19 protein-coding genes are annotated in these 23,323 nt (G+C 69.8%); 6 read left to right on the top strand and 13 right to left on the bottom strand.

The features are described 5' to 3' along the window. Positions 1-57: 57 nt before the first annotated feature. The 4 genes from GCN81_RS17635 to bldG form a co-directional block, all read right to left on the bottom strand. On the bottom strand, positions 58-642 hold the full coding sequence (locus GCN81_RS17635) for a small secreted protein (RefSeq protein WP_156725604.1): 585 nt from the start codon (positions 640-642) through the stop codon (positions 58-60). Positions 643-839: 197 nt separating this feature from the next. Continuing rightward, the gene (locus GCN81_RS17640) at positions 840-3,227 is read right to left on the bottom strand and encodes a sodium-translocating pyrophosphatase (RefSeq protein ID WP_156725605.1); all 2,388 of its coding nucleotides are present in this window, start codon (positions 3,225-3,227) and stop codon (positions 840-842) included. Between the two features lie 288 nt (positions 3,228-3,515). Further along, complete coding sequence (locus GCN81_RS17645; protein WP_156725606.1) at positions 3,516-3,959, bottom strand: ATP-binding protein; 444 nt, start codon at positions 3,957-3,959, stop codon at positions 3,516-3,518. 101 nt (positions 3,960-4,060) lie between these two features. Continuing rightward, positions 4,061-4,402 carry an anti-sigma factor antagonist BldG gene (gene bldG, locus GCN81_RS17650; RefSeq protein WP_156725607.1) on the bottom strand — a complete coding sequence of 114 codons (342 nt, stop codon included), beginning with the start codon at positions 4,400-4,402 and terminating at the stop codon, positions 4,061-4,063. A gap of 76 nt (positions 4,403-4,478) precedes the next feature. Between bldG and GCN81_RS17655 the strand changes: the two genes are divergently transcribed. Beyond that, complete coding sequence (locus GCN81_RS17655) at positions 4,479-6,944, top strand: DEAD/DEAH box helicase (RefSeq protein ID WP_197287685.1); 2,466 nt, start codon at positions 4,479-4,481, stop codon at positions 6,942-6,944. Here the strand turns inward: GCN81_RS17655 and GCN81_RS17660 are convergent. The 7 genes from GCN81_RS17660 to ssd are packed head-to-tail and all read right to left on the bottom strand — an operon-like array spanning position 6,910 to position 11,900. Continuing rightward, the gene (locus GCN81_RS17660; protein ID WP_156725608.1) at positions 6,910-7,329 is read right to left on the bottom strand and encodes an Rv3654c family TadE-like protein; all 420 of its coding nucleotides are present in this window, start codon (positions 7,327-7,329) and stop codon (positions 6,910-6,912) included. The two genes, GCN81_RS17655 and GCN81_RS17660, sit on opposite strands and share 35 nt — an antisense overlap. Beyond that, the gene (locus GCN81_RS17665) at positions 7,326-7,691 is read right to left on the bottom strand and encodes a TadE family type IV pilus minor pilin (protein WP_231626795.1); all 366 of its coding nucleotides are present in this window, start codon (positions 7,689-7,691) and stop codon (positions 7,326-7,328) included. Before GCN81_RS17665 ends, GCN81_RS17660 begins: the two co-directional genes overlap by 4 nt. Before the next feature lies 1 nt (position 7,692). After that, the gene (locus GCN81_RS17670) at positions 7,693-7,881 is read right to left on the bottom strand and encodes a DUF4244 domain-containing protein (RefSeq protein ID WP_156725610.1); all 189 of its coding nucleotides are present in this window, start codon (positions 7,879-7,881) and stop codon (positions 7,693-7,695) included. A 43-nt stretch (positions 7,882-7,924) separates the two neighbouring features. Further along, a complete protein-coding gene (locus tag GCN81_RS17675; protein WP_156725611.1) occupies positions 7,925-8,722 on the bottom strand; it encodes a type II secretion system F family protein in 798 nt (265 codons plus the stop codon). Between the two features lie 54 nt (positions 8,723-8,776). Beyond that, on the bottom strand, positions 8,777-9,652 hold the full coding sequence (locus GCN81_RS17680) for a type II secretion system F family protein (protein WP_231626823.1): 876 nt from the start codon (positions 9,650-9,652) through the stop codon (positions 8,777-8,779). Continuing rightward, the gene (locus tag GCN81_RS17685; RefSeq protein ID WP_156725612.1) at positions 9,646-10,812 is read right to left on the bottom strand and encodes a TadA family conjugal transfer-associated ATPase; all 1,167 of its coding nucleotides are present in this window, start codon (positions 10,810-10,812) and stop codon (positions 9,646-9,648) included. Before GCN81_RS17685 ends, GCN81_RS17680 begins: the two co-directional genes overlap by 7 nt. After that, positions 10,809-11,900 carry a septum site-determining protein Ssd gene (gene ssd, locus GCN81_RS17690; RefSeq protein WP_156725613.1) on the bottom strand — a complete coding sequence of 364 codons (1,092 nt, stop codon included), beginning with the start codon at positions 11,898-11,900 and terminating at the stop codon, positions 10,809-10,811. Before ssd ends, GCN81_RS17685 begins: the two co-directional genes overlap by 4 nt. 555 nt (positions 11,901-12,455) lie before the next feature. Here ssd and GCN81_RS17695 point away from each other — a divergent pair. Further along, on the top strand, positions 12,456-13,328 hold the full coding sequence (locus tag GCN81_RS17695; RefSeq protein ID WP_156725614.1) for an HAD family hydrolase: 873 nt from the start codon (positions 12,456-12,458) through the stop codon (positions 13,326-13,328). Positions 13,329-13,721: 393 nt separating this feature from the next. Here GCN81_RS17695 and GCN81_RS17700 read toward each other — a convergent pair whose 3' ends face one another. Next, positions 13,722-14,537, bottom strand: a complete 816-nt coding sequence (locus GCN81_RS17700) for a Fic family protein (protein ID WP_156725615.1) — start codon at positions 14,535-14,537, stop codon at positions 13,722-13,724. A 101-nt stretch (positions 14,538-14,638) separates the two neighbouring features. Here GCN81_RS17700 and GCN81_RS17705 point away from each other — a divergent pair, with 101 nt between their 5' ends. Then, a complete protein-coding gene (locus tag GCN81_RS17705; protein WP_156725616.1) occupies positions 14,639-15,715 on the top strand; it encodes an ATP-binding protein in 1,077 nt (358 codons plus the stop codon). Here GCN81_RS17705 and GCN81_RS17710 read toward each other — a convergent pair. Next, positions 15,703-16,977 carry a polysaccharide deacetylase family protein gene (locus GCN81_RS17710; protein WP_156725763.1) on the bottom strand — a complete coding sequence of 425 codons (1,275 nt, stop codon included), beginning with the start codon at positions 16,975-16,977 and terminating at the stop codon, positions 15,703-15,705. The genes GCN81_RS17705 and GCN81_RS17710 overlap by 13 nt on opposite strands. Positions 16,978-17,226: 249 nt before the next feature. Between GCN81_RS17710 and GCN81_RS17715 the strand changes: the two genes are divergently transcribed. The 3 genes from GCN81_RS17715 to nhaA all read left to right on the top strand — a co-directional run bounded on the left by GCN81_RS17715 (position 17,227) and on the right by nhaA (position 23,287). Beyond that, entirely contained in the window at positions 17,227-19,464 is a 2,238-nt protein-coding gene (locus tag GCN81_RS17715; RefSeq protein WP_231626797.1) for a bifunctional SulP family inorganic anion transporter/carbonic anhydrase, read from the top strand. Between the two features lie 156 nt (positions 19,465-19,620). Beyond that, entirely contained in the window at positions 19,621-21,618 is a 1,998-nt protein-coding gene (acs, locus tag GCN81_RS17720; RefSeq protein WP_156725618.1) for an acetate--CoA ligase, read from the top strand. Positions 21,619-21,874: 256 nt separating this feature from the next. Continuing rightward, positions 21,875-23,287, top strand: a complete 1,413-nt coding sequence (gene nhaA, locus GCN81_RS17725) for a Na+/H+ antiporter NhaA (protein ID WP_156725619.1) — start codon at positions 21,875-21,877, stop codon at positions 23,285-23,287. Positions 23,288-23,323: the final 36 nt, after the last annotated feature.

Here is a 23,323-nt window from a genome sequence, read left to right on the forward strand (position 1 = left end):
TCGGCGCAGCGGGCACAACCGCTGCGGGCTGTTGCCGCGGGCTGTTGCTGTGGGCTGTCAGGAGGCGGCGGGGCTAGGCGTGGGGGTCTCTACCCTGCAGTCTTCCTGCTTGCCGATCGCCTCGCCGACGTCTCCGGCGAGCAGGTCCTTCATGGCCCCGTCGCCGTTCTTCTGGATCTCGCCCAGGTCGTCCGCGATCTCCGACAGGCCCTCGGAGAACGCCTTCAGCCCCTCCGGCGAATCGTCATCGGTGTCCAGGCCGTCGATCTTCTTCTTCAGGTCCGCGTACGACTTCGACGCGGCGTTCAGGTCCTTGATGGCGTCCTGCTGGATCTTCTCGCCATCGTCGACCGGGGGCGGTCCGGCCTTGTCCAGCGCGCTGGCGATGGCCTTGTCCGCTTCGGAAATGGCTTGGAAGGCCTCCGAGTCGGCCTTCTGGATCTCCGCTGGCTTACCGTCAGCGGCGGTCGAGACGATGGTGTGTTGCGCCTTCACGCTCTTCTCCAGCTGCGGCTGGATCTGACCGCACAGCGAACTCGCCCAGTCGTCGAGTTCGTTGTCGTTGTCGTCGCTGGTGCACCCCGACAAGGCCAGTACCAGTACCGCACCGCCGGACAGTGCGGCTGCGAGCTTCTTGTTCACCGGATTGGTCCCTTCCATGGCTCTCGGCCCCGGAACTTACACGCCAGATGGGCGACAGCCTTGCGCCCGAGGTCCGGTTTGTACGCCATTCAAGCCATTTGCACCAAGGCTGAGGAGCGCTACGTAACAACAGAAGGGCGGGCGGCGCATCAAAGAGCGCCGCCCGCCCGACTGTTGGGCTGTGTGACTGACCAGGGTCAGGAAGCCACCACCGACACTGACTCAGCCCGTTCGGAGTTTCCCTCGTCGCCCACGGTGATCCCGCGCCGCTTGGAGACGTAGACCGCCCCGGCGATGATCACGATCGCGAGAATCGCGATGGTGGCCCGTACGGCGGCACTCGCGTCGTCGCCGTAGCTGAACTGGACGACCGCGGGCGCGATGAGCAGCGCCACCAGGTTCATCACCTTCAGCAGGGGGTTGATCGCGGGGCCCGCGGTGTCCTTGAACGGGTCCCCCACGGTGTCGCCGATGACGGTCGCGGCATGGGCCTCACTGCCCTTGCCGCCATGCTTGCCGTCCTCGACCATCTTCTTGGCGTTGTCCCACGCGCCGCCGGAGTTGGCCAGGAAGACCGCCATCAGCAGACCCGTGGCGATCGCGCCCGCCAGGAACGAGGCGAGCGCGCCGACGCCGAGCGAGAAGCCGACCGCGATCGGCGTCAGCACGGCGAGCAGGCCTGGCGTGGCCAGTTCGCGCAGCGCGTCCTTGGTGCAGATGTCGACGACGCGCCCGTACTCCGGCTTCTCGGTGTAGTCCATGATCCCGGGGTGCTCGCGGAACTGCCGCCGCACCTCGAAGACCACGGCTCCCGCGGACCGCGAGACCGCGTTGATCGCGAGACCCGAGAAGAGGAAGACGACCGCGGCGCCCAGCACCAGGCCCACCAGGTTGTTGGGCTGTGAGATGTCCATGCTCAGGTTCATCTCGGTGGCCTTGGCCCCCACGTCGCTGACCGCCGTGGCGATGGCATCGCGGTACGAGCCGAAGAGCGCCGCCGCCGCGAGGACCGCGGTGGCGATGGCGATGCCCTTGGTGATGGCCTTGGTGGTGTTGCCGACGGCGTCCAGGTCGGTGAGCACCTGGGCACCCGCGCCCTCGACGTCGCCAGACATCTCGGCGATGCCCTGGGCGTTGTCGGAGACCGGGCCGAAGGTGTCCATGGCGACGATCACGCCGACCGTGGTGAGCAGCCCGGTACCGGCCAGCGCCACGGCGAAGAGCGCCAGCATGATCGACGTACCGCCGAGCAGGAACGCGCCGTACACGCCGAGCCCGATCAGCAGCGCGGTGTAGACGGCCGATTCGAGACCCAGTGAGATACCCGCGAGTACGACGGTGGCCGGACCGGTCAGCGAGGACTTGCCGACGTCCTTGACGGGGCGCCGGGTGGTCTCGGTGAAGTACCCGGTCAGTTGCTGGATCACCGCGGCCATGACGATACCGATGGCGACGGCGACGACCGCGAGGATCCGTGGATCACCGCTCTTGGCCTGGATCGCCGCGTCGGTGACGCCCTCCAGCTCGGCGTACGTGGCGGGCAGGTACGCGTAGACCGCGCCCGCGACCAGGACCAGGGAGGTCACCGCGGAGATGAAGAACCCGCGGTTGATCGCGGACATGCCGCTGCGGTCGGCGCGGCGTGGCGCCACCGCGAAGATGCCGATCATCGCGGTGACCACACCGATCGCGGGAACGATCAGCGGGAAGGCGAGCCCGGCGTCACCGAAGGCGACCTTGCCGAGGATCAGCGCGGCGACCAGCGTGACGGCGTACGACTCGAAGAGATCCGCCGCCATACCGGCGCAGTCGCCGACGTTGTCGCCCACGTTGTCGGCGATGGTCGCGGCATTACGCGGATCGTCCTCCGGAATGCCCTGCTCGACCTTGCCGACCAGGTCGGCGCCGACGTCGGCGGCCTTGGTGAAGATGCCGCCACCGACACGCATGAACATCGCGATGAGCGCCGCGCCGAGACCGAAGCCCTCCAAGACCTTCGGGGCGTCGGCCGCGTAGACGAGCACCACACAGGAGGCGCCCAGCAGACCGAGCCCCACCGTGAACATGCCGACGACGCCGCCTGTGCGGAAAGCGATCTTCATGGCTTTGTGCGAGACCTCGGTGAGGTCCTTTGCCGGTTCGCCTTCGGCAGGGGTTGCTTCGCGGGCGGCCGCCGCCACACGCACATTGCTACGGACCGCTAGCCACATGCCGATATAGCCGGTGGCCGCCGAGAAGAGCGCGCCGATCAAGAAGAAGATCGAACGTCCGGCACGCTGATTCCAGTCGTCCGCGGGCAGCAGCATGAGCAGGAAGAACACCACTACGGCGAATACGCCGAGGGTGCGCAACTGCCGGGACAGGTAGGCGTTCGCGCCTTCCTGGACCGCTGCCGCGATCTCCTTCATTTTCTCGGTGCCCTCGCCCGCCGCGAGCACCTGGCGTACCAGGACACCGGCGACGACGAGCGCGGCGAGCGCGACCGCCCCGATGACGATCACGATGAGGCGGTTGTCGTCGGTCAGAACTGCGGCTGCGAAGGTTGAGGGGTGGTCAAACTGATGAGGGGTAGAAAGCCCCGCCATTCGTCCTCCTTGACGCTGGGGCTGAGCTCAAGATGTGGACGGATTGTAGGGAGCTTGACCTGATCAAAACAGTACGCCGCAAGCAGAATTGGCCTTCCCTTGCTCCTCAGCAAATGATCGCACCCAAAGATCGAACCTGAAAGAGCTAATGCCTCAAAAGCATTGACGCTTGATCGTTTGACGTACGGGCAGCAAAAAAGGCCCTGTTCAACAGGGCCTTCAGAGGTACGGACGAGGTCCGGCACACGGACGCGACCGGTGGGACGAACGCGACCGGTGGGAACGGAGTTAGGGCAGCAGCGTCGCGGGCGCCGTCGGCCAGCTCATCTTGATCAGGCCGCCAGTCTCGTCGGCGGTGACCTCCATGTCGTCGACGAGGCCACTGATCACGGCGAGCCCCATCGCGTCCTCGCCCTCAGGCTCCGCCTCGTCGGCCAGCGCCAGCGACGGCTGCCCCACGGCACCGCCGGTGCCCTTGCCGTGCGGCGCCTCGTCGCCGACCTCGATGGAGAACTGCTTCTCCTCCTCGACCAGGACGACCCGCACCGGAGCCTGCACGCCGTGGCTCTGGTGCAGCCCGACGGCACGGGTGCAGGCCTCTCCGACAGCGAGTCTGACCTCGTCGAGAACGGCCTCGTCCACCCCGGCGCGGCGCGCCACCGCAGCCGCCACCAGGCGGGCGGTTCTGACGTGCTCAGGCAGCGCGCTGAAGCGGAGTTCCACGGTGGCCATGCATCCCCCTTGGACATGCGAGCGTGCTTCCAAGGGGCCGGGCCAATGACCCGGTACCCCCTGCTTCTGCCGCCCCGGGCCACTGGCCCGGGGCCCGGCCGTCAGTCGGTAGCCGACACCGCTTCCTCGACCGAGGTGTGAATCGGGAACACCTTGGTGAGGCCGGTGATGCGGAAGATTTTCAGAATGCGCTCCTGGTTACAGACCAGGCGCAGCGAGCCCTCGTGGGCGCGCACTCGCTTCAGGCCGCCCACCAGCACGCCGAGTCCGGTGGAGTCGAGGAAGTCGACACCCTCCATGTCGACGACAAGATGGAAGCTCCCGTCGTTCACCAACTCGACCAGCTGCTCCCGCAGCTTGGGCGCGGTATATACATCGATTTCGCCACCGACCCTGACGATCGTGCGATCGCCCACGGTCTCGGTCGACAGGGACAGGTCCACTGATCCTCCAGCACCTTGCTATCGAACAATCGCCCCGTGCTGCCTGAGCTTCAGGCCTGGGGGATCGCCAGCCGCGATGGCATTCAATCACTTAACGGCGTGTGTGCACGACGCCTTGGGACCATTGTCCGTCACGCCAGTGACACACTCGGTGCCGATGGCCAAGAATCAGCGCACCGAGCACACCCCGGCAGGCGACCGCGAGCGTCGCTCCCCGGGCGCGGTCCTGGACGGGCTGACCGCGGGTGCGGGCCGCGCTTCGCGCATCACTCATACGGAGCACTTGCCCCCGCGGGCGGGTCGCCATGCCGTCTGGCCCGACCGCATCCGTTCCGAGGTCATCGCCGCCGTCCAGAAGCGGGGCATCGAGCACCCCTGGGCCCACCAGGCACGCGCCGCCGAGCATGCCCTGGACGGCCAGTCCGTGGTCGTCGCCACCGGCACCGCGTCCGGCAAGTCCCTCGCGTATCTGATGCCGGTCCTGACGTCGCTGCTCAACGGTTCCGAGGCGCCGAACGGGCGAGGCGCGACAGCGCTCTATCTGGCCCCGACCAAGGCACTGGCCGCCGACCAGTGCCGGGCCGTGAAGGAGCTGACGGACCCCCTGGGGCACGCCATCAGGCCCGCGGTCTACGACGGGGACACCCCCGTCGAGGAACGCGAATGGGTACGTCAGTACGCCAACTACGTCCTGACCAATCCGGACATGCTGCACGGCGGCATCCTCCCCGCACACCCTCGCTGGTCCTCCTTCCTTCGCGCCCTGCGCTATGTCGTCATCGACGAGTGCCACACCTACCGCGGCGTCTTCGGCTCACACGTCGCCCAGGTACTGCGCCGGCTACGCCGACTCTGCGCCCGCTATGGCGCGGACCCGGTGTTCCTGCTGGCCTCGGCCACCGCGGCCGATCCCTCTGTCGCGGCCGGCCGACTCACCGGCCTGCCCGTGGCGGAGGTGGCCGACGACGCCTCACCGCGGGGCGAGCTGGTCTTCGCCCTCTGGGAGCCGCCGCTCACGGAACTGCACGGCGAGAAGGGCGCCCCCGTCCGCCGTACCGCCACCGCCGAGACCGCCGACCTGCTGACGGACCTGACCGTGCAGGGAGTGCGTTCGGTCGCGTTCGTACGGTCCCGCAGGGGCGCCGAACTGATCTCGGTGATCGCCCAGGAGCGGCTGGCCGAGGTCGACCGGTCGCTGGTGCACCGGGTGGCCGCCTACCGTGGCGGCTACCTCCCCCAGGAACGCCGCGCCCTGGAACGCGCCCTGCACTCCGGCGAGCTCCTCGGCCTCGCCGCCACCACCGCACTCGAGCTCGGCATGGACGTCTCCGGCCTGGACGCCGTCGTGATCGCGGGCTACCCCGGGACCCGGGCCTCGCTCTGGCAGCAGGCGGGCCGCGCCGGGCGCTCGGGCCACGGGGCTCTGGCGATCCTCGTCGCCCGGGACGACCCGCTGGACACGTATCTCGTCCACCACCCCGAAGCGCTCTTCCAGCAGCCCGTGGAATCCACCGTCCTCGACCCCGACAACCCGTACGTCCTGGCGCCGCACCTGTGCGCGGCCGCCGCGGAGCTCCCCCTGACCGACGATGACCTGGCTCTCTTCGGCCCCACCACCGCCGAACTCCTGCCGCAACTCGAGGCCGCGGGGCTGCTGCGCCGCCGCACCAGGGCCTGGCACTGGACCCGCCGCGAACGCGCCGCCGACCTCACCGGCATCCGTGGCGAGGAGGGCCGCCCGATCCAGGTCGTCGAGGCCGGAACCGGACGGCTGCTCGGCACCGTCGACGCCTCCGCCGCGCACACGGCCGTGCACGACGGCGCGGTCCACCTCCACCAGGGCCGCACCTATCTGGTGCAGCGGCTGGACCTCGAAGACTCGGTCGCGCTGGTCGAGCAGGCCAACCCTCCGTACTCGACCACTGCCCGCGACACCACCGCCATCTCCGTCCTGGAGACCGACGTCGAGGTCCCCTGGGGCGACGGCCGCCTCTGCTACGGCTCCGTCGAGGTCACCAACCAGGTCGTCTCCTTCCTTCGCCGAAAGCTCATCTCCGGGGAGGTGCTCGGTGAGTCCAAGCTGGATCTGCCACCCCGGACCCTGCGCACCCGTGCCGTCTGGTGGACCGTCACCGAGGACCAGCTCGACGCCGCCCGGGTCAACCCGGAGCAACTGGGCGGCGCCCTGCACGCAGCCGAACACGCCTCCATCGGGATGCTGCCGCTCTTCGCTACCTGTGACCGCTGGGATATCGGCGGCGTATCCATACCGCTCCATCCGGACACGTTGCTGCCCACGGTCTTCGTGTACGACGGCCAGCCGGGCGGCGCTGGCTTCGCCGAACGGGCCTTCCACACCGCGGCCGACTGGCTGACCGCGACCCGTGAGGCCATCGCCGCCTGTGAGTGCGAGGCGGGCTGCCCGTCCTGCATCCAGTCCCCGAAGTGCGGCAACGGCAACGACCCCCTGCACAAGCGCGGCGCCGTACGCCTCCTCACCGAGCTGCTCAAGGGGGCACCGCCCCGCCAGACACCGCCCTGACCCAGCGGGCCACCGCCGCGTCAGGCCGGGCCTCCCGTGCCGGTACGGTCGACGTAGCGGGCCCCGCCCGCGAGCGCACCGCCGAGCCAAACGGCCCCGCCCGCGCCCGCACCGTCACATCGGCGATCTCTCCCTGAACCGTGCACCGCAGCACGTCGACGCCCTGCGCCCGGGCCACCCGCGCGGCCACGGCGCACGCGCGGCCCTCGCCCCGCAGCGCGTGGTCCGCCGCGGCCAGCACCGCCAGGTCAGCGGCACCACCCGCCCGGTGGCGGGCCAGCACCGCCTGGCCGAGCAGCAGCACCGCGCCGAAGACCACGCTCAGCGCGCCCGCCACCACGACCACCCACACCGTCGCCGACCCACGGTCGTCGCTCACTCTCATGCGTCCGCCCCCACACTGTCCTCCGCCAGCGCCACCGCCTCGGACCGCAACGCCACCGAGAGCGCCCCCGGCCCCGGTGAGTCCACCGAGACCGACACCCGCACCAGATCCCCCTCCCTGCGTACCGTGACCCGCGCCCCACGCGGCGCCGCCTGCTCGGCCGCCGCCACCGCCGCGCTCGGCGGCTCCTGCCGGGCCGCCGCGCGCGCCCCGGCCCTGGCCGCGTCCACACACTGGATCTGCGCGGACGCGGCCATCAGCGCCCATACCATCGCCATCCCGAGCAGCACCAGGGCCGGGATCACCGCGGCCGCCTCGGCGGTCACATAGCCGCCGTCACCGCCCCGCTCCGAACTGGACACCTCAGAACTGGACACCGAGCGCCTTCCCGATGACCCCTTCCAGCGCCGCCCGCACTCCGTCGCTCGTCACCACCCGATAGAGCAGCGCCGCGAAGCCGCAGGCCGCGACCGTCCCCAGCGCGTACTCCGATGTCGTCATCCCCGCGTCGTTCGCCCGCATCCGGGCCCGTACCCGCCTGACGTACCTCATGTGACTCCCTCGCCCTCTCCCGTTCCTCACGCCAGTTCTCACATCAGTCGCTGTTCACCAGCCCGCCCGCCAGACCGATCACCACCGGCACGATCCCGACCGCGAGAAACGCGGGCAGAAAGCACAGCCCCACCGGCGCGGCGATCACCACCGCCGCCCGACGTGCCCGCGCCGTGGCTGTACGCGCCCACGCGGCGCGGCACTCAGCCGCCAGCAGGGCCATCTGTTCGGCGGCAGGGGCTCCGGATGAACCCGCCCGTTCCAGGCAGCGGGCCAACGGCCCGGCGCCCGGTATCTCGCCCAGCCGCCGCCAGGCCCGTTCGGGTTCTCCCCCAAGCCGCAGCTCTGCCGCCGCTCGTCCCAGCCGCCCGCCAACCGGCCCCCGCAGCGAGTCCCCCACCGCCTCGGCCGCCGCCACCGGACCTGCTCCGGCCGCGATACATGCCGTCAGCAGATCTGCGGCAAGCGGCAGTTGCTCCGAGGTTTCGGCGCTGTTCGCGGAGCCGTCCGCGTTCTGCCGTCGCCGCCAGCGCCACGCGGCATAGCCCGCGACCGCCCCGAGCACGGCCCCGGCGACACCACCCACCAGTGCGTACCCGGCGCAGACCGCACCAGCCACCGGCAGCCAGCCCCGCAGGGCTCCCTGCCACCGCGGCCATCGCCGTGTCCGGCTCTCCCCACCGAAGATCCGCAGCAGTCTCAGCCGCGCCTTCCGCTCGCGTCGCCCGACCACCACCGCCCACAGCACCCCAGCTACGGCGAGCACCAAAGGCGCCACTATCCCCAACCTGTGGACAACTTCCGCACCAGCCACCTCTCCGCCACCTCCATCCCTCTCCATCCCTTCCGTCCGCATCTGATCCGCCACATTCCCGTCCACCGGCCCCTGTGCCGCCTACGCCCGCTGCGCCCCGCGCACAATCCGCATCACCCACCACACCCCCAGCCCCTCCAGCACTCCGCCCACCAGCAGGCATCCCAGACCCGCGGGCGTATGCAGCAGTACGCCCAGCGGGTCGGCACCCAGCGCCGTGCCCATCGCCAGACCCACCACGGGAAGCACCGCGAGCAACACCGCGGTGGACCGCGCTCCGGCCAACTGGGCGTGCAGATCGGCGCGCTGATCGCGCTCGGCCCGCAGAGCCCCTTCGAGGCGGCCGAGCCCCGTCGCGAGTCCCGCGCCTCGATCGACCGCGACCCGCCAGCACGCTGCGAGCCCCAGCAAGCCGTCCGCCCCGGGTTCGCGAGCCGCCTCGCACAACGCACCGGGCACATCCCCGCCGAACCGCGCCGCGGCCAGCACCGCCGCCTCAGCCGCACCCAGCCCACCCGAGTCACGAGCGGCGACCATGAGCGCGGCACCAGGCTGGCGCCCCGCCCGCACCTCCCCGGCCAGCGCCCCGCACAGCGCGATCACCGCATCAGCCCGCGCCTCCCGCTCCCGTCGCCGCTCGCTGGCCCGCAGCGCCCGCCCCGCCAACAGCACCCCCATCACCGCCAAGACCAGCGGCACCACCGACTCCCCCAGGACGGCGATCACCAACCCCACCACCAGGCACCACCACTCACGCCGCGCCCGGGCCCGAATCCAGGCCAGCCCCCGCCGCCACTCAGGAACCGGGTCCGGCCGCAGCGGGCCACCCGCGACCACCAGCCGCGCCCGCCGCACCCCCCGGTCCTGCCCCACCGTCAGCCAGACCGCCGCCATCCCCGCACAGACCGCGGCGGCGTACGCCGGAGCCCCCGCCGCCACCTCGCCCGCCGTCACCAGGCACCCCCGAGAAGCCCCCGCAGCCGCTCCCAGCCCCGCCCGCGCACAAACCCCTCCGCGCCCCACCGAAGCGCGGGAACGGCCACGACGAGACCCGAGGCGTCCCGTTCCAGCACGTCCACCTCGGCGATCCGGCGGCAGCCCGCCCGGTCCCGTACGAGGTGGAGGACCACCGACAGCGCCGCCGCCACCTGACTGTGCAGCGCCGCCCGGTCCAGGCCCGCCGCCGTCCCCAGTGCCTCCAGGCGCGCCGGAACATCCGCCGCCGTATTGGCGTGAACCGTGCCGCAGCCTCCCTCATGGCCCGTATTAAGCGCGGCCAACAAGTGCAGAACCTCAGCGCCCCGCACCTCACCCACCACCAACCGGTCCGGCCGCATCCGCAACGCCTGCCGCACCAGGTCCCGCAAGGTCACCCGGCCCGCGCCCTCCTGATTGGCGGGCCTGGTCTCAAGCCGCACCACATGGGGATGGTCAGGCCGCAGCTCGGCGGAGTCCTCAGCCAGCACGATCCGCTCCTCAGGGCCCACCAAACCCAGCAGAGCACTGAGCAACGTCGTCTTGCCGGACCCCGTTCCTCCACTGATCAAGAACGACGCCCGCGCCTCAACCAGCGCACGCAGCACCCGGTCTCCGCCAGGTGGCACCGTCCTTGCGGCGAGCAGCTCCGGCAGGGAGAACGCCCGTGGCCGCACCACCCGCAACGAGAGGCAGGTCGAGCCGACAGCCACCGGCGGCAGTACGGCGTGCAGCCGGGTGCCGTCCGGCAGCCGTGCGTCCACCCAGGGCCGTGCGTCGTCCAGTCGGCGCCCGGCGACCGCCGCGAGCCGCTGAGCGAGCCGCCGCACCGCTCCGGCGTCCTCGAACGCCACCTGGGTCAGTTCCAGGCCGCGCCCCCGGTCCACCCAGACCCGGTCCGGCGCCGAGACCAGCACATCGGTCACCTCGGGGTCAGCGAGCAGCGGTTCCAGCGGTCCGCTGCCCACCAGTTCCGAGCGCAATTCACGGACTACTCCGAGCAGTTCCGAGTCACCAAGCACATGGCCCTGCGCCCGCAGCGCCTGGGCCACACCGGCCGGGGTCGGCTCGGCGTCGCTCTCCGCGAGCCACTGCCGCACCCCGTCCAGCAGTCCGTCGCTCCCCCGCACCCCGACGCTCATGACCCGGCCTCCACCGAGACCCGGCTCCAGAAGGCCGTACAGAACCGGGACAGTGGACCGCGCCCGGTCCCGGCGGGCAGTGTGTCGGAACCCAGCAGGCCGGGCTCCTTTGGCACTTCACCAGCGAGTGGCAGGTCAAGCAGCCGGGCCACCTCCGCCGCGTCGAGACCATCCGCGAAGGGGCCGCGCACCACGGCGCGCAGATCCCGCAGGACCATGCCCGCCGCCGCTGCCACCCGCCCGGCCGCCGCGACCGCGCGCAGCTCCGCGGGCACCACGAGGAGACCGAGGTCGAGCTGAGCCAGCGCCTCGGCGACTCCTTCATCGACCCGGCGCGGCAGATCCACCACAACCACCCCGCCACGCCTGCGCGCCGCGGCGAGCACGGCCCGCATCGCACCGGGCGGCACCACCACCGAGGCACCGCGGTCCCAGCTGAGGACACGCAACGCGTGCAGTTCGGGCAGCGACTCCTCAAGCGCGCTGCTTCCGAGCCGTCCACGCGACTGCGCGAAGGCGGGCCATCTCAGTCCCCCGGCGGCCTCTCCACCGAGCAGCACATCGACCCCGCCGCCCAGCGGATCGGCGTCGATGAGCATCGTGCGCCGCCCGGACCTGGCCGCGGTCACCGCCAGCGCGCAGGCCAGTGTCGAGGCCCCGGCTCCGCCACGCCCGCCGATCACGCCGACGGTCAGCGCCTGCCGCCCCACGCCCTCCGCCACATCGGCGATCCGGTCCACCAGCCACTGCTCGGCGTCGGGCAGCCGCAGCACATGGTCAGCCCCGATCTCCACCGCCCGCTGCCAGACATCCGGATCGTCCTGGTCCCGTCCGACCAGACACACCCCCCGTCTGCGCATGGCCCCGCGCACCCGAGCCGCCGCGTCATCCCCGACCAGTACCAGCGGGGCGTCCTCCCAACTGCCTCTGCGCTCCGGCACCCCGTGATGCACCTCGGGCCGCGCGCCCGCCGCCGCGCACAGCCGCAGCAGGTCGTCGAGCAGCTCCGCGTCCTCCGTGACGATCAGTGGCCCGCCGCGCTGCTCCGCGTCAGCCGACGGCCGCGTACTCGTGATCGATCCCGTCACGATCCCCCGCCCCCTCTTACCCCGGACCTCTTACTCCGGGCCTCGTCGTGAACATCCGAATCCCACGTCCCCGGAACCTGGCCGAGAACATGGCGTGAACCCGACCGCGAACAGGACCACGGCCGTGAACGGGCCATGGACTTCGCGGTCCGGAATCACCATGGACGGAACCCCGAAAACGTGTGGATCTTGGTCAAAATCTGGGGACAACAAGGAAGGTGTGGATAACTTGCTCACCCATACCGGTGACATAGGCCGGTCTTTCACAGAGCAGCGCGACGACTACGTACCGTGACGAGCCCAAGGGTGTGAGGGGAGGCGCCGCCCCGACGGGAACCCGGACAACGAACGGGAACCACGGCAAAAAAAGAAGGGCCCATACGGGCCCGGACATGCGACGACCCCCGCCGGGGGGGAGAGCGGGGGTCGTCTTCCACGGTCCGACTCGGGGGGGGAGGAGCCAGACCGGGGTAGCACGGTCGCGAACGATCCGTGACTTCCATGGTGTACCCGAGAGGCTTCTCAGGCAAACCCACACGCCACAGCTTACGCCGAATGGTGGGCGCCTATGCTCGGCTCGTGGAAAACCACTCCCTGCCTCACTCCTCGCCCCGCACAGCGGCCTTCTTTGACCTGGACAAGACGGTCATTGCGAAGTCGAGCACTCTCACGTTCGGCAAGTCCTTCTATCAGGGGGGACTGATCAACCGGAGAGCGGTCTTGCGTACCGCATATGCCCAGTTCGTGTTCCTCTCGGGCGCCGCCGACCACGATCAGATGGAGCGCATGCGCGAGTACCTCTCCGCGCTCTGCCGCGGCTGGAACGTCCAGCAGGTCAAGGAGATCGTCGCCGAGACACTGCACGACATCATCGATCCGATCATCTACGACGAGGCCGCGTCGCTCATCGAAGGCCACCACACCGCCGGGCGCGATGTGGTGATCGTGTCCACCTCGGGCGCTGAGGTGGTCGAGCCGATCGGTGAACTCCTTGGCGCCGACCGTGTGGTGGCCACCCGCATGGTCGTGGGCGACGACGGCTGCTTCACGGGTGAGGTGGAGTACTACGCCTACGGCCCGACCAAGGCCGAGGCGGTCCGAGAGCTCGCCACGTCCGAGGGGTACGACCTGCAACGCTGCTACGCCTACAGCGACTCGGCCACCGACCTGCCGATGCTCGAGGCGGTCGGCCACCCGCACGCGGTCAACCCCGATCGCGCCCTGCGCCGCGAGGCGCTCGCGCGGGACTGGCCGATTCTCGACTTCCACCGACCGGTCCGGCTGAAGCAGCGCGTACCGTCGCTGCGCGTTCCGCCCCGCCCGGCCTTGGTGGCGGCCGCCGCCGTCGGCGCCGCCGCGGCCACGGCGGGTCTGGTCTGGTACGCGAGCCGACGCCGGGCACTCGCCGCACTCGCCGCGCCCGCCTGAGCGCGCGTATCCGTCCGAGCCCCCAAGAACAGCGGTCCAGTTCGCCCGTATTTGAACCTAAAAGTAAAGAACTTGGCCCAGGGCTTTCGCTTCCCCCAGGACTGGAGTACAAAGGAGTCAACGGCCCGCGAGACCAAGGACATCCGAGAGGAACACCTTTAACGCAATCACGGCCCCACGGACCGCGCATGAAAGCCGAGCACCCACGCGACGTCGACCCGTCGATTACGGGCCAGCGCACCAGGCAACGGGCAAAGATCCTGACCTGATGGGCACTATTTCGAGGACGCTTGGTAACTGGGTGGACATGCCAGCGGCGGTACCTCATATGGGTACCGCCGCAACCCTGTGCGGACGCAACCCCGCGTGGCTGCGTGGCCGCGGACGCGTCGGCTACGCCGCTCCCCGCTGCATCGCCTCACAGACCGCAGTCGACTCCCTGACACCTAGCTCGACCGCCTTTCCGCAGTGCGCGATCCACGCGGCCACACCCTCCGGCGTCCCGGACGCGTATCCGTCGAGCGCCTCCACGTAGGCAGCCCGCCCGAGCTCCGCGTAACCGGCCTCCGCCGGACAGATCGACTTCGGGTCGAGTCCGCTGCCCACCAGCACCACCCGCTCGGCCGCCCGCGCCACCAGCCCGTTGTACGAGCCGAAGGGCCGCAGCGTGAGCAGCTCGCCGTGCACCACGGCCGCCATCACCAGCGCTGGCGCGGGACTGCCCGCGACCACCAGCCGGGAGAGCCCCTCCAGGCGCCCCGCCATCTCATCGGCCCCCGGAAGCGGAAGCTGGACCAGCGGCTCGTCCACCGGCTCGGCGCCCAGGCGCGGCCGCCCCACGGTGTCCTCCTGCGACCCGGCGGCCACGAGGTGCAGCCGCGCCAGCACGCGGACCGGCGACTGCCGCCAGATGGACAGCAACTGCCCGGCCTCCGCGGTCAGCCGCAGCGCGGCGCCGACCGTACGCGCCTCGCCCTCACCGCTGAAGTCACTGCGCCTGCGCACCTCTTCGAGCGCCCAGTCGGCCCCGGACAGCGCGGCGGAGCCGCGTGCGCCGCGCAACGCGGCCTCAGAGGTGATCTCGTTGCTGCGGCGGCGCATGATCCGGTGCCCGTAGACGCGGTCCACGGCCTTACGTACGGACTCCACGGACTCGGCCACGCCCGGGAGCGCACCCAGCGCGGCGAGGGGATCGGCTGTCGTACTCATAAGTACGACCCTACGCACCCCACGCCCGCACCCCACGAAGGAGTGGTCTTCTTCACGCCGCCCGACCGCGCACAGCGACCGCTCCGCTACGCTTGGTGAACATGAAAACTGCTTTCGTCGGGAAGGGCGGCAGTGGCAAGACCACGCTGTCCTCGCTCTTCATCCGCCACCTCGCCGCCGCCGGATCGCCGGTCATCGCGGTTGACGCCGATATCAACCAGCACCTGGGCGCCGCGCTCGGCCTCACCGACGATCAGGCCGCCGCACTGCCCGCGATGGGCGCGCAGCTGCCGCTGATCAAGGACTATCTGCGCGGCAGCAACCCACGGATCGCCTCCGCCGAGACGATGATCAAGACAACGCCGCCAGGAGAGGGTTCACGACTCCTGCGGGTCCGCGAGGACAATCCGGTCTACGAAGCCTGTGCGCGCCCGCTGGAACTCGACGGCGACGCTGTGCGTTTGATGGTTACCGGCCCCTTCACCGAATCCGACCTCGGTGTCTCCTGCTACCACTCCAAGGTCGGCGCGGTCGAACTCTGCCTGAACCACCTGATCGACGGCCGCGACGAGTTCGTCGTCGTCGACATGACGGCGGGCTCGGACTCGTTCGCCTCCGGCATGTTCACCCGCTTCGACATGACCTTCCTGGTCGCCGAGCCCACCCGCAAGGGCATCTCCGTCTACCGCCAGTACAAGGAGTACGCCAGGGACTTCGGCGTCGACCTCGCGGTCGTCGGCAACAAAGTCCTGGGCCAGGACGACGTCGACTTCCTGCGTGCGGAGGTCGGCGACGACCTGCTGGTGACGGTCGGGCACTCCGACTGGGTGCGGGCGATGGAGAAGGGGCGCCCGCCGCGCTTCGAGCTGCTCGAACCCTCGGTCCGGGAGGCGCTCGCGGTCATGTCCGGCGTCGCCGACTCCTCGTACGAGAAGCGTGACTGGGAGCGCTACACCCGCCAGATGGTGCACTTCCACCTGAAGAACGCCACCGGCTGGGGGAACGCGAGGACGGGGGCCGACCTGACCAGCCAGGTCGACCCCGACTTCGTCCTGCGCGAGGACGCCCTGACCGGCGCTTCCGGCTCAGCTCAGGGCGACCCTGCCCAGGGCTCTACTCGGGGCCCCGCTCAGGGCCCTGAGCAGCGGTCTGCTCAGCGGTCTGCTCAGCTGGCTTGACCCTCGGCGCCCGGGACCCCCTTGGGTGCCGGAGCGGGCTGGGTGGAGAGATAGTCCGCCCAGCCCCCCTTCGGGGCCTGACCCACGCCCAGCTTCCGCATCTTGGCCAGCACCTTCGGGTCCTGGGCATCGAGCCAGTCGGCGAGTTGGCGGAAGGACACGCACCGCACGTCACTCTTGTTGCAGACGCGCTCGATGGTCTCCTCGATGGCGCGCATGTACGTGCCGCCGTTCCAGGACTCGAAGTGGTTGCCGATGATCAGCGGCGCGCGGTTGCCGTTGTAGGCGCGCTCGAATCCCTGGATCAGCCCGTCCCGCATCTGGTCCCCCCAGTACTTGTGCTTCGAGGGATCGCCCTGCGAGGTGCTGCCCGACTGGTTGACCATGAAGTTGTAGTCCATGGTCAACGTCTCGAAGGCCCGGCCAGGTACCGGGACCAGTTGCAGCGACAGATCCCAGAGCCCGTCTTTCTTCTTGGGCCAGAGCTGGCTGTTGACACCGCTGGTGTCATAGCGGAAGCCGAGCTCACGCGCGGCCTGCATGAAGTTCGACTGCCCCTCCAGGCACGGGGTGCGGGCGCCGATCAGCTCTTTGTCGTAGTCAAAGGGAAGCGGCTCGGCCTTCTTGGTCCCGGTGTTGGACTTCCACTGGCTCACAAAAGCCTTGGCCTGGGCGATCTCGCTCTTCCACTCCTCGACGGACCACTCACCGACCCCACCCTTGCCACAGAAGTGCCCGTTGAAGTGGGTGCCGATCTCGTTGCCCTCGAGCCAGGCGCCGCGCAGCTGCTCCACGGTGTCCTTGATGCCCTGGTTGTCGTTGAATCCGATGTCCGACCGGCCCACCGGGTGCCGTGGCGGGTTGTAGAGGCTCTTCTTGTCCTCGGGCAGCATGTACACGCCGCTGAGGAAGTACGTCATGGTCGCGTTGTTGGCCTTGGCGACCTTGCGGAAGTGCGAGAAGAGCCGCTGGCTGTCCTCGCCAGCCCCGTCCCAGGAGAAGACCACGAACTGCGGGGGCTTCTGACCGGGCTTCAGCTTCTGGGGCGTGGCCTGGTTCGGCTGGGCGCCAGTGAAGGCCGTGGAGCCGTCACCGATCAGCCGGAAGGCGCTCTTCGGGGCGGCCGGAGCCGGGGCGGGCTGCGCCTTCTTCGGGCCAGGGGCGCCCTCGGTGGAGCCGGTCCCGCCGCCTCCACAGGCGGACAGAGCTACGGCACACACCGCGACGGTGACGCCCGCGACAAGCCTCTTGGTGGCGGCCATCATCCGCCCACCTCTTCCTTCGGGTCGGTTTCCGTGGACAGCGCCGCCAACCTCGCACGCCACACCTCCCCCAAAGATGCGACAAGCCGCAGAAAGGCTCTATTCACTCTCCCGAGGGAACTGTTGACCCATTTGCCCCGATAATCCACCACGATCCTTTACTCTCCATTACGATCTGTTTACTGAGAGTTGATGAACCGAGCTACGAGATGAGTTGAGAAACCAGGAATGTCGGAGGAGACGGGAAACATGTCCGCCTGCGTCCCCACCCGCCCCCACAAGAGGTTCCGGATCGCGGGAGCTGATCTGTCCGCCTCGATCGCCGTCTTCCTGATCGCGCTACCGCTGTCCCTCGGTATCGCGCTGGCCACCGGGGCGCCACTCCAGGCGGGCCTCGTCGCCGCCGCCGTCGGCGGCCTGGTGGCCGGTCGCCTAGGTGGCGCGCCGCTCCAGGTGAGCGGTCCCGCGGCCGGGCTCACCGTGGTCACCGCCGACCTCATCCAGCAGTACGGCTGGCGTACGACGTGCGCCATCACCGTGGTCGCCGGACTCGCCCAACTGGGCCTGTCCTTCCTGCGGGTGGCCCGATCCGCGCTGGTCGTCAGCCCCGCGATCGTGCACGGCATGCTGGCCGGTATCGGCGTCACGATCGCCGTCGCACAACTGCACATCGTGCTGGGCGGCAATCCGCACAGCTCCGTCGTCGACAATCTACGGGAGCTGCCAGCCCAGTTGGCCGATCCGCACCCGGTCGCCCTGTCGGTGAGCGCGCTGACGCTACTGGTGCTGCTGGCCTGGCCCCGCCTTCGCGGGTCGACGGGGCGAGCTGTACGGAAGGTTCCGGCACCGCTCGCCGCCGTGGCAGCGGCGACCGCGGTGGCCGCGGCGGCCGGGCTGCGGTTGCCCCGGGTCGAACTGCCGTCGTGGCAGAGCCACGCGCTGGTCGGACTCCCCCAGGGCCCGGCCCTGGGCCTGATCGCGGCCGTCCTCACGATCACCCTGGTCGGCAGCGTGGAGTCGCTGTTGTCGGCGGTCGCGGTGGACAAGCTGGCCACCGCACGCAAGGGACCACCCGTGCCCCGCGCCGACCTCGACCGGGAACTACGCGGCCAGGGCGCGGCGAACGTCGTCTCCGGTGCGCTAGGTGGCCTGCCCATCACCGGGGTCGCGGTGCGCAGCGCCGCGAACGTGAACTCGGGCGCCGTCAGCCGCAACTCCACGATGCTGCACGGCCTGTGGATCGTGATCGCCGCGCTGCTGCTGGTGCCGGTGCTCGATCTGATCCCACTGGCCGCGCTGGCCGCGCTGGTGATGGCCGTGGGCGTACAGATGGTGTCCCTCACGCATATCCGGACCGTCACCCGACACCGGGAAGTCCTGGTGTACGCGGTCACCACACTCTCGGTGGCTTTCCTTGGTGTCCTGGAAGGCGTGGCGATCGGCGTGGCCTTGGGCGTGGCCGTGGCCTTGAACCGGCTGGCCCGCACCCGGATCACCCACACCGAACAGCACGGCATCCACCAAGTGCGGGTGCGAGGGCAGTTGACGTTCCTCGCGGTGCCCCGGCTGAGCCGCTCACTGCATCTGGTGCCGCACGGCTGTGACGCCGTGGTGGAACTGGACGGCTCCTTCATGGACCACGCGGCCTACGAGACCCTTCAGGACTGGAAGGAGTCGCATATCGCGCGTGGCGGGACCGCCGAGCTCACCGGACGCTCCGGCAGCCGCATCGCCGAGCCGGCGTCCGGCTCCCATACCTGCTGCCGCCCCTGGACACCCTGGCGCAACCACCGCTGCGACCGCCCGGCCGAGGCTCCCCAGCGCAGGCATCAACTGGCCAGCGGCATCGGCGCGTTCCAGCGCGATACGGCACCGCTGGTCCGCCGCGAGCTGGCGCGGCTCGCCATCGAGGGGCAGCGGCCCTCGCAGCTCTTCCTCACCTGCGCCGACTCCCGCCTGGTCACCTCGATGATCACCTCAAGCGGCCCCGGGGACCTCTTCGTCGTGCGCAATGTGGGCAATCTCGTCCCCCTGCCCGGGCAGGAGAGTGGGGACGACTCGGTGGCGGCGGCGATCGAGTACGCGGTGGACATCCTGAAGGTGGAGTCGATCACCATCTGCGGGCACTCCGGCTGCGGGGCCATGCAGGCGTTGCTCAGCAGCCCTCCGGGCGAGGACCAGACACCGCTGCGGCGCTGGCTGCGGCATGGCGTGCCCAGCCTGGAGCGGATGGCGAGCAGGAGCCACTCCTGGGCGCAGATCGCGGGCCGGGAGCCGGCCGACGCGGTCGAGCAGCTCTGCCTGACCAACGTGTTGCAGCAGTTGGAGCATCTGCGCTCCCACCCCGCGGTGGCGCACGGCCTCGCCCAGGGTTCGCTCCAGCTCCACGGCATGTACTTCCATGTGGGCGAGGCCCAGGCCTACCTGCTCGCCGACACCGACCCCCTCTTCGACCGCGTAGCTCCCACCGCATTGGAGCGAGCCTGAACCAACGCCCCTTCCCGTCCGTGAAAACGTATGGCCCCGGCCTTCGGAGCCGCACCATGCGCGCAACCCGCACCACTTGGACAACCCAGACAGCCACACAGGTCTAAACCAATTTGCCGTAGACCCTTGTCACCGGGGGTACGCGTCTGATGAGCTGTGGTCTGGGACACAACGGACACCCTGGGAAAGGGAGATGTCGTGAGCAACGAAAGCCTGGCCAACCTGCTCAAGGAAGAGCGCAGGTTCGCGCCGCCCGCCGCGCTGGCCCAGACCGCCAACGTCACGGCTCAGGCGTATGAACAGGCCAAGGCTGACCGGCTCGGCTTCTGGGCCGAGCAGGCGCGGCGGCTGAGCTGGGCGAACGAGCCGACCGAGACCCTCGACTGGTCGAATCCGCCGTTCGCCAAGTGGTTCGCCGACGGAAAGCTCAACGTCGCGTACAACTGCGTGGACCGCCATGTCGAAGCGGGTAACGGCGACCGGGTCGCCATCCACTTCGAAGGTGAGCCGGGCGACAGCCGCAGCATCACGTACGCCGAGCTCAAGGACGAGGTCAGCAAGGCCGCCGGCGCCCTGACCGAACTGGGCGTACACAAGGGCGACCGGGTCGCCATCTACATGCCGATGATCCCCGAGACAGCCGTGGCGATGCTGGCCTGCGCCCGCGTCGGCGCCACGCACTCCGTCGTCTTCGGCGGCTTCTCGGCGGACGCGCTGGCCACCCGTATCGAGGACGCCGACGCCAAGGTCGTCATCACCGCGGACGGCGGCTACCGCCGTGGCAAGCCCGCCGCGCTCAAGCCCGCGGTGGACGCCGCCGTCGAGCGCGTCGACCGCGTCCAGCACGTCCTGGTGGTGCGTCGCACGGGCCAGGACGTCACCTGGGACGACGGCCGGGACGTGTGGTGGCACGAGATCACCGAGCGGCAGAGCGCCGAGCACACCCCCGAGGCCTTCGACGCCGAGCACCCGCTCTTCATCCTCTACACCTCGGGCACCACGGGTAAGCCGAAGGGCATCCTGCACACCTCCGGCGGCTACCTCACCCAGGCCGCGTACACCCATCACGCCGTCTTCGACCTCAAGCCGGAGACCGACGTCTACTGGTGCACCGCCGATGTCGGCTGGGTGACCGGGCACTCGTACATCGTCTACGGGCCGCTGGCCAACGGCGCGACCCAGGTGATGTACGAGGGCACCCCCGACACCCCGCACCAGGGCCGGTTCTGGGAGATCGTCCAGAAGTACGGCGTCAGCATCCTCTACACCGCGCCGACCGCCATTCGAACGTTCATGAAGTGGGGCGACGACATCCCCGCGAAGTTCGACCTCTCCAGCCTCAGGGTGCTCGGCTCCGTCGGCGAGCCGATCAACCCGGAGGCCTGGATCTGGTACCGCGAGCACATCGGCGGCGGGACGTGCCCGATCGTGGACACCTGGTGGCAGACCGAGACCGGCGCCATGATGATCTCGCCCCTGCCGGGCGTGACCGAGACCAAGCCAGGGTCCGCCCAGCGCGCCCTGCCCGGGATCTCGGCCACCGTGGTGGACGACGAGGCGCGGGAGGTACCCGACGGCGGTGGCGGCTACCTGGTGCTGACCGAGCCGTGGCCGTCCATGCTGCGCACCATCTGGGGCGACGACCAGCGGTTCATCGACACCTACTGGTCACGCTTCGAAGGCAAGTACTTCGCAGGTGACGGTGCCAAGAAGGACGACGACGGCGACATCTGGCTGCTCGGCCGCGTGGACGACGTGATGCTGGTCTCCGGGCACAACATCTCGACCACCGAAGTCGAGTCGGCCCTCGTCTCGCACCCCTCGGTCGCCGAGGCCGCGGTGGTCGGCGCCGCTGACGAGACGACCGGTCAGGCCATCGTGGCCTTCGTCATCCTGCGCGGTACGGCCGCCGAGACCGAAGGCCTGGTCGACGAGCTGCGCAACCACGTCGGCGCGACACTCGGCCCGATCGCCAAGCCCAATCGCGTCCTGCCGGTCGCCGAGCTGCCCAAGACCCGGTCCGGCAAGATCATGCGACGGCTGCTGCGCGATGTCGCGGAGAACCGCGAGCTGGGCGACGTGACCACCCTCACGGACTCGTCGGTGATGGCTCTGATCCAGACGAAACTGCCGAGCGCGGGCAGCGAGGACTGATCTCCAACAGCCCCTCACAGGCGTCCTGGGCGGGCATCCGGCAACGCGCCGGGTGCCCGTTTAGCGCATAAAGTGCTAATTGCCAGGTCAGCCCGTGCCCACACCCGGTAGGGTGGGGCCGCGTCAACAACGCAACAAGGGTTCGAAAGGTTGCTCCCGTGTTGCCGACGCGACAGATCCACAAGGTGTGCCGGGAAGTCTGGTCGGCAATGCAGCAAGCGATCCCGTTGCCGAACCGACCCGGAGGTCCCCACCCGTGGCCGCGCCCGCCCCCAGCAACACCCAAAGCGACCAGGACCAAGCTCTCGGACGCCCCTCACTTCGTGAGCGGAATTTCATCGCCGACCTGCTACGCACCGAAACCGTCGGCGGCGTTCTCCTCCTCGCGGCCGCGATCGCCGCGCTGATCTGGGCGAACACCCCGCTCAGGGAGAGCTACGAGGCGGTCCGCGACTTCCACTTCGGCCCCGGGTTCCTGCATCTGGACCTGTCCATCCAGCACTGGGCGGCCGACGGCCTGCTGGCCATCTTCTTCTTCGTCGCCGGTGTCGAACTCAAGCGCGAGCTGGTCGCCGGTGACCTACGCGACCCCAAGGCGGCCATCCTGCCGGTGGCGGCCGCCCTGTGCGGTATGGCCATCCCCGCGCTGGTCTACGTCCTGACCAACGTGACCGGGGGCGGCTCCCTGGGCGGCTGGGCGGTCCCGACCGCCACCGACATCGCCTTCGCCCTCGCCGTACTCGCGGTGATCGGCACCTCGCTGCCGTCCTCGCTGCGCGCCTTCCTGCTCACGCTTGCCGTCGTCGACGACCTCTTCGCGATCCTGATCATCGCGGTCTTCTTCAGTGACAAGTTGAACTTCGCGGCCCTCGCGGGCGCCGTCGTTGGCCTTGCCATCTTCTGGCTGCTGCTCCGTAAGGGCGTGCGCGGCTGGTACATCTACATCCCGCTGGCCCTCACCATCTGGGGCCTGATGTACAACAGCGGCGTCCACGCCACCATCGCCGGTGTCGCGATGGGCCTGATGCTGCGCTGCACCACCCGCGAGGGCGAGGACCAGTCCCCCGGCGAGCACATCGAGCACATGGTGCGCCCGCTGTCCGCGGGCTTCGCGGTGCCGATGTTCGCCCTGTTCTCGGCCGGTGTCGCGGTCTCCAGCGAAGCGCTGTCGGACGTCTTCACCCGGCCCGAGACGCTGGGTGTGGTGCTCGGCCTGGTCCTCGGCAAGTCCTTCGGCATCTTCGGCGGTACGTGGCTCACCGTGCGGTTCACCCGGGCCAAGCTCAGCAAGGACCTCGCCTGGCCCGATGTGTTCGCGGTCTCCACCCTCGCCGGTATCGGCTTCACGGTCTCGCTGCTCATCGGGGAGCTGGCCTTCAAGGACGACGCCGCGATGACCGAGGAGATCAAGGCATCCGTCCTGGTCGGCTCGCTGGTCGCCGCCGTAGCGGCGACCATCCTGCTGAAGATCCGTAACGCCAAGTACCGCAAGCTCGTCGCGGACGAGGAGCGCGACGACGACGCCGACGGCATTCCGGACATCTACGAGATGGACAAGCCCGACTACCACCTCCGGATGGCCGCGATCTACGAGAAGAAGGCCGCCGAACACCGCAAGCTGGCAGAAGCGCGAGCCCAGGAAGGCGTCGGGGGCCACAGTCCGGCATGATCTGATGCCAGTGGCGGCCCCAGAAGAGAAGGCCGC

It is taken from the genome of Streptomyces apocyni, from assembly GCF_009739465.1.
Lineage (GTDB): Bacteria > Actinomycetota > Actinomycetes > Streptomycetales > Streptomycetaceae > Streptomyces > Streptomyces apocyni.